Annotated in this window: 19 protein-coding genes; 18 read left to right on the top strand and 1 reads right to left on the bottom strand. The window is 44.7% G+C overall.

Translation table 11 applies throughout. The features are described 5' to 3' along the window. Positions 1-12: 12 nt before the first annotated feature. Complete coding sequence (locus ACMCM8_RS14270; RefSeq protein WP_412723258.1) at positions 13-1,689, bottom strand: alkaline phosphatase D family protein; 1,677 nt, start codon at positions 1,687-1,689, stop codon at positions 13-15. 396 nt (positions 1,690-2,085) lie between these two features. Between ACMCM8_RS14270 and rnr the strand changes: the two genes are divergently transcribed. The 18 genes from rnr (at position 2,086) to rpsK (ending at position 14,149) form a co-directional block, all read left to right on the top strand. After that, the gene (gene rnr, locus ACMCM8_RS14265; protein WP_412723257.1) at positions 2,086-4,431 is read left to right on the top strand and encodes a ribonuclease R; all 2,346 of its coding nucleotides are present in this window, start codon (positions 2,086-2,088) and stop codon (positions 4,429-4,431) included. After that, positions 4,432-5,172, top strand: a complete 741-nt coding sequence (gene rlmB, locus ACMCM8_RS14260) for a 23S rRNA (guanosine(2251)-2'-O)-methyltransferase RlmB (RefSeq protein WP_412723256.1) — start codon at positions 4,432-4,434, stop codon at positions 5,170-5,172. Positions 5,173-5,485: 313 nt separating this feature from the next. Beyond that, entirely contained in the window at positions 5,486-6,880 is a 1,395-nt protein-coding gene (locus ACMCM8_RS14255) for a DUF4397 domain-containing protein (protein ID WP_412723255.1), read from the top strand. Between the two features lie 133 nt (positions 6,881-7,013). Next, entirely contained in the window at positions 7,014-7,487 is a 474-nt protein-coding gene (locus tag ACMCM8_RS14250; protein ID WP_412723254.1) for a response regulator, read from the top strand. 222 nt (positions 7,488-7,709) lie between these two features. Further along, a complete protein-coding gene (gene rplN, locus ACMCM8_RS14245) occupies positions 7,710-8,078 on the top strand; it encodes a 50S ribosomal protein L14 (protein WP_012519228.1) in 369 nt (122 codons plus the stop codon). Between the two features lie 12 nt (positions 8,079-8,090). Beyond that, positions 8,091-8,405 carry a 50S ribosomal protein L24 gene (gene rplX, locus ACMCM8_RS14240; RefSeq protein ID WP_014950912.1) on the top strand — a complete coding sequence of 105 codons (315 nt, stop codon included), beginning with the start codon at positions 8,091-8,093 and terminating at the stop codon, positions 8,403-8,405. 17 nt (positions 8,406-8,422) lie between these two features. Further along, the gene (gene rplE / locus ACMCM8_RS14235) at positions 8,423-8,962 is read left to right on the top strand and encodes a 50S ribosomal protein L5 (RefSeq protein ID WP_071816102.1); all 540 of its coding nucleotides are present in this window, start codon (positions 8,423-8,425) and stop codon (positions 8,960-8,962) included. A 12-nt stretch (positions 8,963-8,974) separates the two neighbouring features. Next, positions 8,975-9,280, top strand: coding sequence for a 30S ribosomal protein S14 (rpsN, locus tag ACMCM8_RS14230; RefSeq protein WP_071980725.1), 306 nt, complete (start codon positions 8,975-8,977; stop codon positions 9,278-9,280). Positions 9,281-9,293: 13 nt separating this feature from the next. Next, positions 9,294-9,686, top strand: a complete 393-nt coding sequence (gene rpsH, locus ACMCM8_RS14225) for a 30S ribosomal protein S8 (protein ID WP_412723253.1) — start codon at positions 9,294-9,296, stop codon at positions 9,684-9,686. Positions 9,687-9,699: 13 nt separating this feature from the next. After that, positions 9,700-10,233, top strand: a complete 534-nt coding sequence (gene rplF, locus ACMCM8_RS14220) for a 50S ribosomal protein L6 (protein WP_014950909.1) — start codon at positions 9,700-9,702, stop codon at positions 10,231-10,233. 12 nt (positions 10,234-10,245) lie between these two features. Beyond that, the gene (rplR, locus tag ACMCM8_RS14215; RefSeq protein ID WP_105932260.1) at positions 10,246-10,599 is read left to right on the top strand and encodes a 50S ribosomal protein L18; all 354 of its coding nucleotides are present in this window, start codon (positions 10,246-10,248) and stop codon (positions 10,597-10,599) included. 9 nt (positions 10,600-10,608) lie between these two features. Further along, positions 10,609-11,109, top strand: coding sequence for a 30S ribosomal protein S5 (gene rpsE, locus ACMCM8_RS14210; protein ID WP_012519221.1), 501 nt, complete (start codon positions 10,609-10,611; stop codon positions 11,107-11,109). Positions 11,110-11,115: 6 nt separating this feature from the next. Next, complete coding sequence (gene rpmD, locus ACMCM8_RS14205) at positions 11,116-11,295, top strand: 50S ribosomal protein L30 (protein WP_014950907.1); 180 nt, start codon at positions 11,116-11,118, stop codon at positions 11,293-11,295. 3 nt (positions 11,296-11,298) lie between these two features. After that, on the top strand, positions 11,299-11,733 hold the full coding sequence (gene rplO, locus ACMCM8_RS14200) for a 50S ribosomal protein L15 (RefSeq protein WP_412723252.1): 435 nt from the start codon (positions 11,299-11,301) through the stop codon (positions 11,731-11,733). Positions 11,734-11,738: 5 nt separating this feature from the next. Further along, on the top strand, positions 11,739-13,058 hold the full coding sequence (secY, locus tag ACMCM8_RS14195) for a preprotein translocase subunit SecY (protein WP_159627411.1): 1,320 nt from the start codon (positions 11,739-11,741) through the stop codon (positions 13,056-13,058). A 38-nt stretch (positions 13,059-13,096) separates the two neighbouring features. After that, complete coding sequence (gene rpmJ, locus ACMCM8_RS14190; protein WP_012519217.1) at positions 13,097-13,213, top strand: 50S ribosomal protein L36; 117 nt, start codon at positions 13,097-13,099, stop codon at positions 13,211-13,213. A gap of 172 nt (positions 13,214-13,385) precedes the next feature. After that, positions 13,386-13,742 (top strand): 30S ribosomal protein S13, encoded by a 357-nt coding sequence (gene rpsM, locus ACMCM8_RS14185; RefSeq protein ID WP_039217822.1) that lies wholly within the window; start codon positions 13,386-13,388, stop codon positions 13,740-13,742. A gap of 14 nt (positions 13,743-13,756) precedes the next feature. Further along, positions 13,757-14,149 (top strand): 30S ribosomal protein S11, encoded by a 393-nt coding sequence (rpsK, locus tag ACMCM8_RS14180; RefSeq protein WP_013786215.1) that lies wholly within the window; start codon positions 13,757-13,759, stop codon positions 14,147-14,149. Positions 14,150-14,158: the final 9 nt, after the last annotated feature.

Genomic DNA, 14,158 nt, shown 5'->3' with positions numbered 1-14,158 from the left:
GTTGCATCGTACTTAGGCGGATATCACATGAGTATGAGTCGCAGTCACCTTGCCTTGCAATGTTAAAATGTCATCCACGTAATGCCATGTTGCGGTAGCATTATTATGGCTTACCGCTAAAGTAAGAAAGCCCCGTTGGTGAAGATTACAGTAAGTAAGATCATCAACAAGTAATGGAAGATCGTCAGCCATCGTGGAAGCACTATTATCGTCCATTGCGAGATAATGTTCCATGCCAGGTGACGTTACACCTGGTGTGGCGAGTTCGGTAGCAACAACAGTACCATCTTCAAGCGTCAGCGTATTTAGCCAAGCATTGTGGGTGTCTCCAGCTAAGGCAATGATGGGTTTGTTTAACTGTTTTAATTGTATAAGCAATTGTTCACGTTCTACAGGGTAGCCGTCCCAGGCGTCTAAATTATAGGGCATAGTAGTAGTGATAAGCTGCAATTCCTGTTCTGATAGCGTACTGCCTTTCATTTGCCTGCGTTTTAGGTTGGCAAGTGTGTGAACATGAGTTGGAATGTCTTTGCGCGGGATGCCGTTAAAAATTGAAGCGGGATAGTGCATTCGACCCATGAGTAGCTGTTGCCCAAGTACTTGCCACTTAGCGTTACTGCTTTGCATGGCGGTATGTAACCAGGTTCGCTGGTCTTCACCTAACAGCCCGCGAGCGGGATTAGCCAAGTCCTGCATAAAGGCTACCTCATCGAATTCTTTGGTTTGGGGGTGTCGATAGTGGGCATATTCCAGTTGCTTGTCACGCGCCAATACACGGGTATCGAGCATATATAGGTCAAGCAGTTTACCAAAAGTAAACTGGCGATAAATTTCTAAACGCGCGTCACCGAAGGGAGGGCGGATCGGTAGCCATTCATAGTAGGCTTGCACCGCAGCTGCGCGTCTTTCATAAAAATCGCCTTCATTTTCTTGATGATTTTCAGCACCGTCTTTATACGTGTCATTAGATATTTCATGGTCATCCCACACCACGATAAAGGGTTTAAGGCGATGTAGTGTTTGTAATCCTTGATCAGTGCGATAAAGGGCATAGCGCTTGCGGTAGTCTTCAAGCGAATACAACTCAGTGTCGTTGTCAGGGGCAAAAGTGCGACCAATCTCCTTCGCGTGTTCGGTGGCATAGCCTCTGCCGTCATATTCATAGATGTAGTCACCTAAATGCAGAACAAAATCGATATCATTTTGTTTGGCAGCTTCCATATAAGGTGTAAAAAAGCCAGCTGGGTAATTTGAACAGGAAAAAATTCCAAAAGTTACTTTTTCTACGCTTTGTGTTGGTAGCGTAAGCGTCTGGCCGATAGGGCTTTCGTTATCTGCACTGTTAAATCGATAGTAATAGCGGCTTGACGGATCTAGACCTTTTACATCCACTTTCACAGTGAAATCACGGGTGGCTAAGGCTTCAACATTGCCACTAGCGACAATCGTAGTAAAAGATTCATCACTCGCCACTTCCCAAGAGATATCAGCTTTAACTGAGGGAGAGGGTGGCATTGCGCGGGTCCATATAATGACGGCATGTTGTTGAGGATCGCCACTGGCAACACCATGCGTAAAGGCCGCTGGACTTAACGAGCCTGTATTTGAAACACAGCCCACTAGTCCCGTTGATACTGCCATACTAGCGCCTGTCAGTGACGAAAGTTTGATAAATAGTCTTCTATCCATAATGCAATTTTCTTTTATTAGGTTCATAGACGCTATGAGGTTGTATTAATTTTATACGGCTGATATGTGACAAGGTGATGTCAGTCTTTTTATCGTTACATTGCTCCAACAAAGGAAAAACCGCTTCGACATGGATGTAATTAGTTCGCAATGTTTTTCTGCGAATACTGTTATACTGTGCATCAAACAACCACATGAACCAATTTAAATCGATGTGGCTACCCATTTCAAACTGGTGTTTTTAGCGAAGGGGGCTCTGCTTCCATGCACGAGCCACATTCACAATTGAATTAATTGTGTAAGTTAACGCCAATGCAAAAAAACATCGGGCTAGGGAAGAGAAAGACTTTCCAGTAAACCAATTTAGATAGTAGACAAAAGGTAATTTATAAATACATGAGTGATGATCCGCATTATCAGCGCGAGAAAGAGAAGTACGACAAACCGGTCGCAAGTCGAGAATACTTAATGAGCGTATTAAAAGAGCATGACAGGCCATTGTCATTTCTTGATATATGTAATTTGGTAAATGCGTTTGATGAAGATGCACGTATAGGAATTCAGCGTCGTCTACGTGCCATGGAGCGCGAAGGGCAGGTCCAATTTACCAAACAGAAAAAATATATACTTCAAAACCGCGATGAAATAATCACGGGACGCATAATCGGACACCGCGATGGTTATGGCTTTCTGCGTCCAGAAGATAAAAGTGGTGACTTATTCATAAGTGCAGGACAGATGAACCTGTTTTTGCATGATGACGTTGTTGAAGCTCGAGTGAGTGGTACCGATCGCCGTGGCAGAAAGGAAGCCTTCGTTACACAAGTCATTGAACCACGAAATGAGCCTATAGTAGGGCGTTATTTTGTCGAGCAAGGCTTTGGTATGGTGGTACCTGATGACAGCCGTCTGCAACACGAAATTGTTATTCCACCAGAAAGTACTCATGGCGCTCGAATGGGACAGGTGGTCGTTGTTGAACTCACCCAAAGACCTCGTCGTAAGATGAATCCGGTGGGTAAAATAGTGGAAGTACTAGGTGAACACATGGCACCTGGTATGGAAATAGAAATGGCGATTCGTACTTATGATATCCCTCACCAATGGCCAAAAGGGGTGGCTAAGCAAATCGAAAAGCTGACTGACAGCGTTCCCGATGAAGCTAAAGAAGGGCGTATTGACTTACGTCAGCTGCCGTTAGTGACCATCGACGGTGAAGACGCCCGCGACTTTGATGATGCGGTTTATTGTGAGCCGCTTGACGATGGTGGGTGGCAATTATGGGTTGCTATTGCAGATGTAAGTCATTACGTGAGAACTGGAACGGCTTTAGATGATGAGGCTCAGCAGCGGGGTAATTCGGTCTATTTTCCCGATCAGGTTATTCCAATGTTACCCGAAGTACTGTCAAATGGATTGTGCTCTCTAAACCCGGAAGTTGACCGTCTTTGTATGGTTTGTGAAATGACGGTTAGCGCGCAAGGAAAGCTGGAAGAGTTTCAGTTTTACGAGGCGGTAATGAATTCCCACGCTCGGCTTACCTATACCAAGGTGTGGAATATTCTGCAGGGCGACAAAGAGTTGCATCAACGGTATGAGGAACACGTTCCTCATCTGCGTAATTTGCACGACTTGTACCGCGCCCTTAAAAAGGCGCGTGCAAAACGCGGTGCTATTGAGTTTGAAACGCAAGAAGTAAAATTTGTGTTTAATGCGCAGCGTAAAATTGAAAATATTGTGCCGTTGGTGCGCAATGATGCACACAAACTTATCGAAGAATGCATGATCATGGCAAATGTCAGCGCTGCACTCATGCTCGAAAAACATGAGGCGCCTTCGTTGTATCGGGTTCATGACAAACCTGATGCAGACAGACTGACCGCATTTACCAGCTATTTAAGCGAAATTGGTATTCCTCACCGTATAAGTGAAGACGCCGAACCTGCAGCCTTTACAGATGTCGTATTAAAAACGCGTGGTCGAGTAGACGAAGAGCTCATTCAAACCATGTTACTTCGTTCAATGAAACAGGCAATTTACGATGGGGATAATGTAGGCCATTTTGGGTTAGCGCTTGAGGCCTACGCACACTTTACTTCGCCCATACGCCGTTACCCCGATCTTGTGGTTCACCGTGCATTAAAAGGCATAATTGCGAAACAGCGCGGTAAAAATAAGGTAAGTGGCGCGAAAAACTACACTGTCGAAGAGATTGAACAATTGGGTGAGCAATGTTCAATGACAGAGCGACGAGCAGATGATGCCACCCGAGACGTGTCTGACTGGCTTAAGTGTGAGTTTATGCTGGACCACGTGGGAGATTCATTTGAAGGTGTGGTCAGTTCAGTCACTAACTTTGGCTTGTTTATTCGTCTGACCGAATATCACATTGATGGTTTAGTGCATATTACTTCCTTAGACGATGATTACTATCGCTATGACGATGTGAAACAGGCGCTGGTAGGAGAGTCTGGTCATCGTCAATTCAGGTTAGGAGACACCGTAGAAGTCAAAGTCGCCGCGGTTAACTTGGATGAAAGAAAGATTGATTTATTGCTTGATAAGTCTATGCTGCGCGGCCGCAGCGGTAAGAAGGTCAAAGTAAGTTCTGTCAAAAAGGCGAACGATAAGTCTTCTGGAGTTAAGGATAAAAAAGGCGCAAAAGGTGCTAGGAAAACCGCAAGTAAGCGCGGCTCGAAAACAGGCAAGACGTTGAAATTGAATAAAAGAGGTAAGCGTTAGATGGCGCAGCAAGAATGGTTATACGGTTTACACGCTATGCAGTCAGTTCTAGAGAAAGAGCCCGAGCGTGTGATGGAAGTATTGGTGTTAAAAGGGCGTAATGATGATCGCCTGACCAGTATTGTGAACCAGGCCCGTCGATTTGGAATTTCAGTACAATTTTGTCAACGAAAAGCATTGGATGACAAAGTCGGCGGGGAGCAACACCAAGGGGTTGTGGCGAGAGCCAAGCCTGCGCGAGTGTTAGATGAAGGAGATTTGGACGCCATTTTAGCGAAAGAGCCTCAACCGCTTTTACTTGTTCTTGATGGTGTGACGGATCCACATAATTTAGGCGCGTGTTTACGTACAGCTGATGGCGCTGGGGTTCACGCGGTTATTGTACCTAAAGATAAATCAGCCAGTCTTAATGGCACGGTAAGAAAAGTCGCGTGCGGCGCTGCTGAAGTGGTACCGCTCATACAAATTACTAATCTGGCACGTACCCTAAAGCATCTACAAGATAAAGGTTTATGGATAGTGGGAACCGCAGGTGAAACCGACAAAACACTTTACGATGTAGATCTGAAAGGACCGACGGCTCTTGTTATGGGGGCGGAAGGAAAAGGTATGCGAAGACTAACTAAAGAAACCTGTGATGAATTGGTTAAATTACCCATGGCGGGCAGTGTGACCAGTCTCAATGTTTCAGTGGCGACTGGCGTATGCTTGTACGAAATCGTTAGGCAACGAAATACCTAATTTTAATTATCGATCTATAAAAAGCCCGCTGTAATGTGGGTTTTTTTCTATTTAAATGCAGAAGTTTTAACCAGTTTAGCCACAATTTAAGTGGCAGTCAGGTACAAAACTCTACCAAGTTAAAATGCATCAAAATGTAATCTTTTGATAAAGAATCGCAAGTTTTGCAAAGATTGCGTAAAGCGATGAACTCCCCCCTTCCCGAACAGCCTTATCGCTGTATTGTGCGTGTTTATATAGCAATTCTTGCCGAAATACATGCCGCTTTGTAGCAAATTTCATCTAACAAAAATATTGGAAGGACATTCAATTTATGCAATTGATTTCTCAACCCTCGCTCTGTGTCACATGGCTGCGTGCTATCGCCGTTGGGTTAATCGTACTTGTCGGGCTTTCAGCTTGCGGTGGGTCTGATGGGAGTAGTTCAGATTATACCTACGCGTACATTCAGTTTTATAACGCATCGCCAAATGGCGCTAACGTCGAAATGCGAGAAGTTGATGGAGACAGTTTTGGGTCTGCACAATTTGGTGACACCACCTCAATGTATTCGATGGAAAGTGGTGAGATAGAACTTGAATTCATTCGAACTGATTCCGATGACCAAGAGGTGTTCATTGAGGAACTCGAAGTTGATTTAAGAGAGGGGTATAAAACCATTGTGGTTATGAGCGGAGACTTTAATGCCCCGACATTTACCGTGTATTCTTTTGAGCGCGAAACGTTGGAAGATCACTTCCGCTTATTTGCACTTTCCGTAGCCGTGGATGATACATCGTATGATTTCTATATGAGTGAATCTGGCGACCCATTTGAAGCAGCGAATTTCCTAGGTACGATCACAACGGGTGAGATGGTTGAACTGAGTTATTGGGATACAGACGATGACAGTGATGATTTCGATGAAGGTGAATATACAATTTATCTGACGGCGCCGGGAGGTGATGAGGTTATCTTCGAGTCGCAAACTATAGATTTTATATACGAAACTGAGTATCTAATGACACTGCGCAATGTCAGCGGCGCTATTCAGGAAGGATTAGTCGTAGACACCATCTTGAATTCCTCGACGGTTACTGCACTAACTGATGTCGAAGCTGATTCACAGTATCGCATTTATAATTCCACTAATATTGATACGCCTCTTCAAGTTACCTTTGGTGGAAATACCGACGAAGAAGACGTCAGTTTTACGCTAGCCGCAGGTCAACTTTCTGATTTTTCTGCCATACGTTATGGCGATTATCGCGTGACAGTTACTGATCCTACTGGCACCGTTACCGCACTAAACAATAAGCTAATCACTTTAAATCAGGGCGAGAGTAAAGCCATTTTGATTTACGCAACAAACGACAAACTAGGAGCCGCGACATTTGTGGAAAGTGGGCTGCCACAGGCATACGATAAAACGGTTAACTTTATCAACTTAGTAGACGACTTCGACGATGTGGATTTTTACCTAGTGCGCAACGACGAAACCATTGATACGGCAGAATACGATGTTCAGAATCTTGAATTTGCTGAAAACACAACTGAAGTATTGCCATCGGATTACTATGAAGTCATTGCAGTGTACGAAGATGATAATGAAGAACAAATCTTACTGGACAGAACTGCGTTATTTGGCTTCACAGAAGAAGAAAACTATATCGTTACTGTAGAGCCTGCTGATACGCCAACTGGCTATGAAATTAACGTGCTTTATTAAAAAGTTAGCCGTCTTATTAGACTAATTGACGAGCTTTTTCACTTTTATCTGTCGGTATATGACATAAGTTTAAAAGGTCAGCAGTGCATTCTGTTGGCCTTTTTTGTGTCATAACCGATGGGTAAAAGTCCTAATGAACATCGTTAACGAACTTCACACTAATGCTGATGAAGCTTTATCGACTGCATTAAAAGCGTTAGTTGTAGAGGATAGCGAGATAAATCAACTGTTAATTGTCGCGCTGTTAAAATCGGTTGGTGTGAAGGCTGAGTTAGCGGAAAACGGTGAAATAGCGATTCAGAAAGTCCAACAGGCAATGGAAGATAACCGTCCTTATTCAATTATTTTAATGGATTGTTCTATGCCAGTAATGGATGGTATCGAAGCGACTAAACGCATTAGAGCTTTAGAGGCTAATGGAACAAAAGTACCTATAATTGCACTTACCGCGAATACGTTGAATAAAGATAAAGAAAATTGCTTGAAATCAGGTATGGATGACTTCATATCAAAACCCGTTGGGGTTAGCCGATTGAAAGAATGCATATATAAGCATCTAAATAAACAATTACAAAGCCACACAAATGCACTAAAAGATCCTGCTTGATAACCTGTGACGTGGTTATCAGCCCCGGCTTTTAGTCGGGGCTTTTTTCATGCTCATATAGTTTAAAAATAATTCAATTTACCGCTATCACTTCCAAAAGTTTTCTGTTATTATTTCGCGCCCTTTTTATGGGGGTATGTACATAAAAGCAACGATATCCAGTTGTTTTTAGCAGCACTAACGACTCGGGAGAGTCTTAATTTTTAAGAGCGGAGCACTAACATGATCCAAATGCAAACTAACCTGGACGTTGCAGACAACAGCGGCGCTCGCAGGGTTCAGTGTATTAAGGTTCTTGGTGGCTCGCATCGCCGTTATGCAGGTATCGGTGACATCATCAAAGTTACTGTTAAGGAAGCAATTCCTCGCGGTAAAGTTAAAAAAGGTGACGTACTGAACGCAGTGGTGGTGCGTACTAGAAAAGGCGTTCGTCGTGCAGATGGTTCTACCATCCGTTTTGACGGTAACGCGGCTGTTATGCTTAATGCAAACAAGCAACCAATTGGTACGCGTATCTTTGGCCCGGTTACCCGTGAGTTGAGAAGTGAAAACTTCATGAAAATCATCTCATTGGCCCCAGAGGTACTATAAGGAGTCACGATAATGGCTAATAAAATTCGTCGTGATGATGAAGTAGTCGTATTAGCGGGTAAAGACAAAGGCAAACAAGGCAAAGTCCTTAAAGTGCTTATTGCTGATAACCGTGTAATTGTAGAAGGTGTAAATCTTGTCAAGAAGCACACTAAGCCAAACCCACAACTGGGCGTAGCTGGTGGCATTGTTGAGAAAGAAGCTTCTATTCACGTTTCTAATGTTGCGATTGTTAACCCGGCAACGGGCAAAGCAGATCGCGTTGGTTTCCGTTTCGAAGATGAGAAGAAAGTACGTTTCTTCAAGTCTAACGGCGAACTTGTTTAATTATATTGGAGAGTACGATGGCGAAACTGCATGATTTCTATAAAGAAACAGTAGTAGCTGAACTTGCTAAGCAGTTCGGATACAAAAGCGTCATGCAAGTCCCTCGGATTGAAAAAATCACTCTAAACATGGGTTTAGGTGAAGCAGTTGCTGACAAAAAGGTACTTGAGAATGCTCAAGCTGACATGACGGCTATCGCCGGTCAGAAGCCTGTTGTTACAGTTGCAAGAAAATCAGTAGCGGGTTTTAAAATCCGTGAAGGTTATCCGATTGGCTGTAAAGTAACCCTACGTGGCGAGCGTATGTGGGAATTCCTAGAGCGTTTGATTTCAATCGCTATCCCGCGTATCCGCGATTTCCGTGGTTTGAACCCAAAATCATTCGACGGTCGTGGTAACTACAGCATGGGCGTGCGTGAGCAAATCATTTTCCCTGAAATCGATTTCGATAAAGTGGATAAAGTTCGTGGTATGGATATTACTATCACTACCAGTGCGAGCTCTAATGAAGAAGCACGTGCTCTGCTGGACGCGTTTAACTTCCCATTCAAAAAGTAAGGGTGTAGGGTTATGGCAAAAGAATCAATGAAGGCACGTGAAGCTAAGCGTACTAAGCTAGTAGCTAAGTATGCTGAAAAGCGCGCCGCACTTAAAGCGATTATCAGCGATGTTAACGCCTCTGAAGAAGAGCGTTGGGATGCTGTTCTGAAGCTACAACAACTGCCACGTGACTCTAGTAAGTCTCGTCAACGTAACCGTTGTCGTGTTACTGGTCGTCCACATGGTTACCTACGCAAATTCGGTCTTAGCCGTATCAAGCTTCGCGAAGCAGCGATGCGCGGTGAAGTCCCTGGCCTTAAGAAAGCCAGCTGGTAAGGAGTAGCTGATAATGAGCATGCAAGATCCTATCGCGGATATGTTTACCCGCATCCGTAACGGCCAGATGGCACAGAAAGTTTCTGTAACAATGCCTTCTTCAAAGCTTCGCGTTGCAATTTGTGAAGTATTGAAATCAGAAGGTTACATTGCAGACTTCGCTGCAACTGGTGACGTTAAGCCTGTTTTAGAAGTTACGCTTAAGTACTTCGAAGGCAAGCAAGTAATTGACACTATCGAACGTGTAAGCCGTCCTGGTCTGCGCATCTATAAGAAAAAAGATGAGCTTCCAAAGGTTATGGGTGGTTTAGGTATCGCTATCGTGTCGACTTCTAAAGGTGTGATGACTGACCGTGCAGCGCGTAACGCTGGCATGGGCGGTGAGATCATCGGTTATGTAGCATAACGGAGGAGTTGAAATGTCACGTATAGCAAAAGCCCCAGTAGACGTTGTATCAGGTGTAGAAGTTTCTATCTCTGGTCAAGAAGTTACTGTAAAAGGTAGTAAAGGCACTTTGACCCGCGTTTTCAATGACGCTGTAGAAGTTGCACAGGAAGAGAACCAACTTAAAGCACTTCCACGTGAAGGCTTTGTTGATGGTTGGGCACAGGCTGGTACTGCGCGCTCTATCCTAAATGCAATGGTTCAAGGTGTTTCAGAAGGTTTTGAGAAAAAACTTCAGTTGTTAGGTGTTGGTTACCGTGCACAAGCACAAGGTAACAAACTAAACCTTACACTAGGTTTCTCTCACCCTGTAGCATACGAAATGCCTGAAGGCATTACGGTTGAAACTCCTAGCCAAACTGAAATCGTCGTTAAAGGCGCCGATAAGCAGGTGGTTGGTCAGGTTGCGGCGAACATTCGTGGTTACCGTCCACCAGAGCCTTACAAAGGTAAAGGTGTACGTTACGCTGACGAACACGTACGTCGTAAAGAAGCTAAGAAAAAGTAGGTGGGTGATACGATGGATAAGAAAACAGCTCGCATTCGTCGCGCTACTCGCGCACGTGCAAAAATTCGTGAACTGGCCGCGCATCGCTTGGTAGTAAACCGTACACCTCGCCACATCTACGCTCAGTTAATCGCTCCTTGCGGTTCTGAAGTGTTGGCAGCAGCTTCAACTGTTGAGAAAGATCTTGCAAAAGGTCTTAAGTCTACAGGAAATGCTGAAGCAGCGACGGTAGTCGGTAAAGCAATCGCAGAACGCGCACTTGAGAAAGGCATTAAAGCAGTGGCTTTCGATCGTAGTGGTTTCCAATACCACGGTCGCGTTAAAGCATTAGCTGATGCAGCTCGCGAAGCTGGTCTTCAGTTCTAGGAGTTTATAATGGCTAAACAAGACGTTCAAAATGGTGAATTTCTAGAGAAATTGATCGCCGTAAACCGCGTATCTAAAGTGGTAAAAGGTGGTCGTATCTTTAGTTTCACTGCATTGACAGTAGTGGGTGACGGTAACGGTCGCGTTGGTTTTGGTTACGGTAAGGCACGTGAAGTACCTGCTGCAATCCAAAAAGCAATGGAAAAGGCACGTCGCAACATGGTTGACGTAGATCTTAACGGTCACACGTTACAGCACCCGATTAAAGGTCGTCACTCTGGCTCTAAAGTTTACATGCAGCCAGCATCTGAAGGTACCGGTATTATTGCCGGTGGTGCGATGCGTGCAGTACTTGAAGTAGCTGGTGTACAAAACGTACTTTCAAAATGTTACGGCTCTACAAACCCAATCAACGTTGTACGTGCAACAATCAACGCGCTGACAGAAATGAACAGCCCTGCGAAAGTTGCTGCGAAGCGTGGATTGTCTGTAGAAGAAATTTTGGGGTAATCAGACATGGCAACGATTAAAGTAAAGCAAACTAAAAGTGCAATTGGCCGTCTGCCAAAGCACAAAGCTACGCTTAAAGGTTTAGGCCTTCGTAAAATCAACCATGTTCGTGAACTGGAAGATACCCCAGCCGTACGTGGCATGATCAACCGTGTATATTACATGGTTGAGATCGTGGAGGAGTAAGACATGCGTTTAAATACAATTTCTCCAGCCGAAGGTTCAAAGCCTACTGGTAAGCGTTCTGGTCGTGGTATCGGCTCAGGTCTTGGTAAAACGAGTGGCCACGGTCACAAAGGTCAAAAAAGCCGTTCAGGTGGCCGTGTTAAGCCAGGATTCGAAGGTGGTCAGATGCCATTACAGCGTCGTCTTCCTAAATTCGGTTTCACTTCACGCAAGAGCTTTGTTACTGACGAAGTAACTCTTGCTGAAATCGCAAAGGTTGATGGCGATACTGCATCTCTTGAGACTTTAAAAGCAGCTGGTATCGTTAAGAAAGAAATCCAGTTCGTTAAAGTTGTTAAGAGCGGTGAAGTATCACGCGCTGTTACAGTAAGCGGGTTAAAGGTTACTAAAGGCGCTAAAGAAGCGATTGAAGCTGCTGGCGGTAAAGTAGAGGAATAAGCTAGATGGCTAAACCAGGATTGGATTCAGGCGCGAAAAGCGGCTTGAGTGAGCTTAAGGCAAGATTGTTGTTCGTACTAGGTGCGATTGTTGTTTTCAGACTAGGTTCATATGTTCCTATCCCTGGCATCGATCCAGCTGTACTTGCTGACTTGTTCGAGCAACAAAAAGGCACCATTGTAGAAATGTTCAACATGTTCTCCGGTGGTGCGCTTGAGCGTGCATCCGTTCTGGCTTTGGGCATTATGCCATACATTACTGCATCCATTATCATGCAGTTGCTCTCGGTGGTTCATCCACCGATGGTGGAGCTTAAAAAAGAAGGCGAGGCAGGTCGTCGTAAGATCAGTCAATACACTCGTTACCTAACGCTTGTATTGGCTATCTTCCAGTCAATTGGTATTTCGACTGGTCTGCCAAACCTGATTAATGGATTGGTGATAAACCCTGGCTTCGGATTCTACTTCACGGCAGTAGTGAGTCTAGTCACTGGAACTATGTTCCTTATGTGGTTAGGTGAGCAAATTACCGAACGAGGTATTGGTAACGGTATCTCTATATTGATTTTTGCTGGTATTGTTGCCGGTCTGCCAACAGCGATAGGTCAGACTGCGGAACAGGCAAGACAGGGCGACATTAATATGTTGTTCCTGCTGTTGATTGGCGTGATTGTTATCGCTCTTACTTACCTAGTGGTATTTGTAGAGCGCGGACAGCGCAGAATTGTGGTAAACTACGCAAAACGTCAGCAAGGCCGTCAGGTTTTTGCTGCGCAAAGCACCCATTTACCGCTAAAAGTCAACATTGCTGGTGTAATTCCACCAATCTTTGCTTCTAGCATTATTCTGTTCCCGGGTACTATCGCAGGATGGTTCGGACAGAATGAATCAACAGCGTGGTTGCAAGATGTAGCGCTTATGCTATCTCCTGGTCAACCGCTGTACGTGATGTTATATGCAGCAGCGATTATCTTCTTCTGCTTCTTCTACACGGCGTTGGTATTCAACCCGCGTGATACAGCAGATAACTTGAAGAAGTCTGGTGCGTTCATTCCTGGTATTCGTCCAGGTGAACAAACATCGCGTTACATTGACAAGGTAATGACTCGCCTTACACTGGCTGGCGCACTGTACATAACCTTTATTTGTTTAGTGCCTGAATTCATGCTAATTGCTTGGAATGTGCCGTTCTACTTCGGTGGTACGTCGCTTCTTATTATCGTAGTAGTTATCATGGACTTTATGGCACAAGTACAGACACATTTGATGAGTAGTCAATATGAGTCTGTGCTGAAAAAAGCTAACCTTAAAGGCTACGGCCGATAAGTTAGCCCCTTAATTTTGAAAGAAAGGGGAGTGATGTAATGAAAGTTCGTGCATCAGTAAAAAAGATTTGCCGTAATTGTAAAGTTATCAAGCGCAACGGTGTTGTGCGTGTAATTTGCAGTTCTGACCCTAAGCATAAGCAGCGTCAAGGCTAATCTAAGCGGTACAGAATATTGGCAAGACTGTAAGCAGAACCTGACAATACTTATCAGGTTCTGCTAGTTTTGTTTTTAAGTATTTTGAACCTTAATTTGCAATTTAGTCGGCGGGTAAGTATCCTATCGGGCTTTTTAGGTCGTCGACAAATAAACAAGAGGAGTGCTGTTAATGGCCCGTATCGCTGGCATTAACATTCCTGAGCACAAGCATGCTGTTATCGCTATCCAAGCGATCTACGGTATCGGTCCCACACGTGCGAAAAGCATCTGTGCGGGCGCTGGTGTTGCAGAAGATACAAAAATCAAAGAGCTAGACGAAGCTACTATTGATAAGCTTCGTGACGAAGTGGCTAAGTTCACCGTTGAAGGTGACCTACGCCGTGAAGTCTCTATGAGCATCAAACGTTTGATGGACCTGGGTTGCTTCCGTGGTATTCGCCACCGTCGTAGCTTGCCTCTACGTGGTCAGCGCACTAAGACTAATGCGCGTACCCGTAAAGGTCCTCGTAAGCCAATTAAGAAGTAAGCGGGGAGTAAGTTATGGCTAAAGCACCAGCTCGTAGCACGCGTAAACGCGCTAAACGTCAGGTTGCAGACGGTATGGCTCATATCCATGCGTCTTTCAACAACACAATTGTGACTATCACAGACCGTCAAGGCAATGCATTAGCATGGGCGACATCTGGTGGTTCAGGTTTCCGTGGTTCACGTAAATCTACCCCTTTTGCTGCACAGGTTGCTGCTGAGCGTGCAGGTGTTGCTGCACAAGAATACGGTCTTAAGAACCTTGAAGTGTTTGTTAAAGGTCCAGGTCCAGGCCGTGAGTCTGCGATCCGTGCTCTTAACGCTACAGGTTATAAGATCACAAACATTACCGATGTGACCCCAATTCCTCACAACGGTTGTCGTCCACCGAAAAAACGTCGCGTTTAATCGACGGAC

The organism is Alteromonas sp. D210916BOD_24, assembly GCF_047159385.1.
In the GTDB taxonomy this organism is placed as follows: domain Bacteria; phylum Pseudomonadota; class Gammaproteobacteria; order Enterobacterales; family Alteromonadaceae; genus Alteromonas.
The sequence above is the reverse complement of the archived record's forward strand: the minus strand, read 5'-3'. Positions and strand labels throughout refer to the sequence as shown.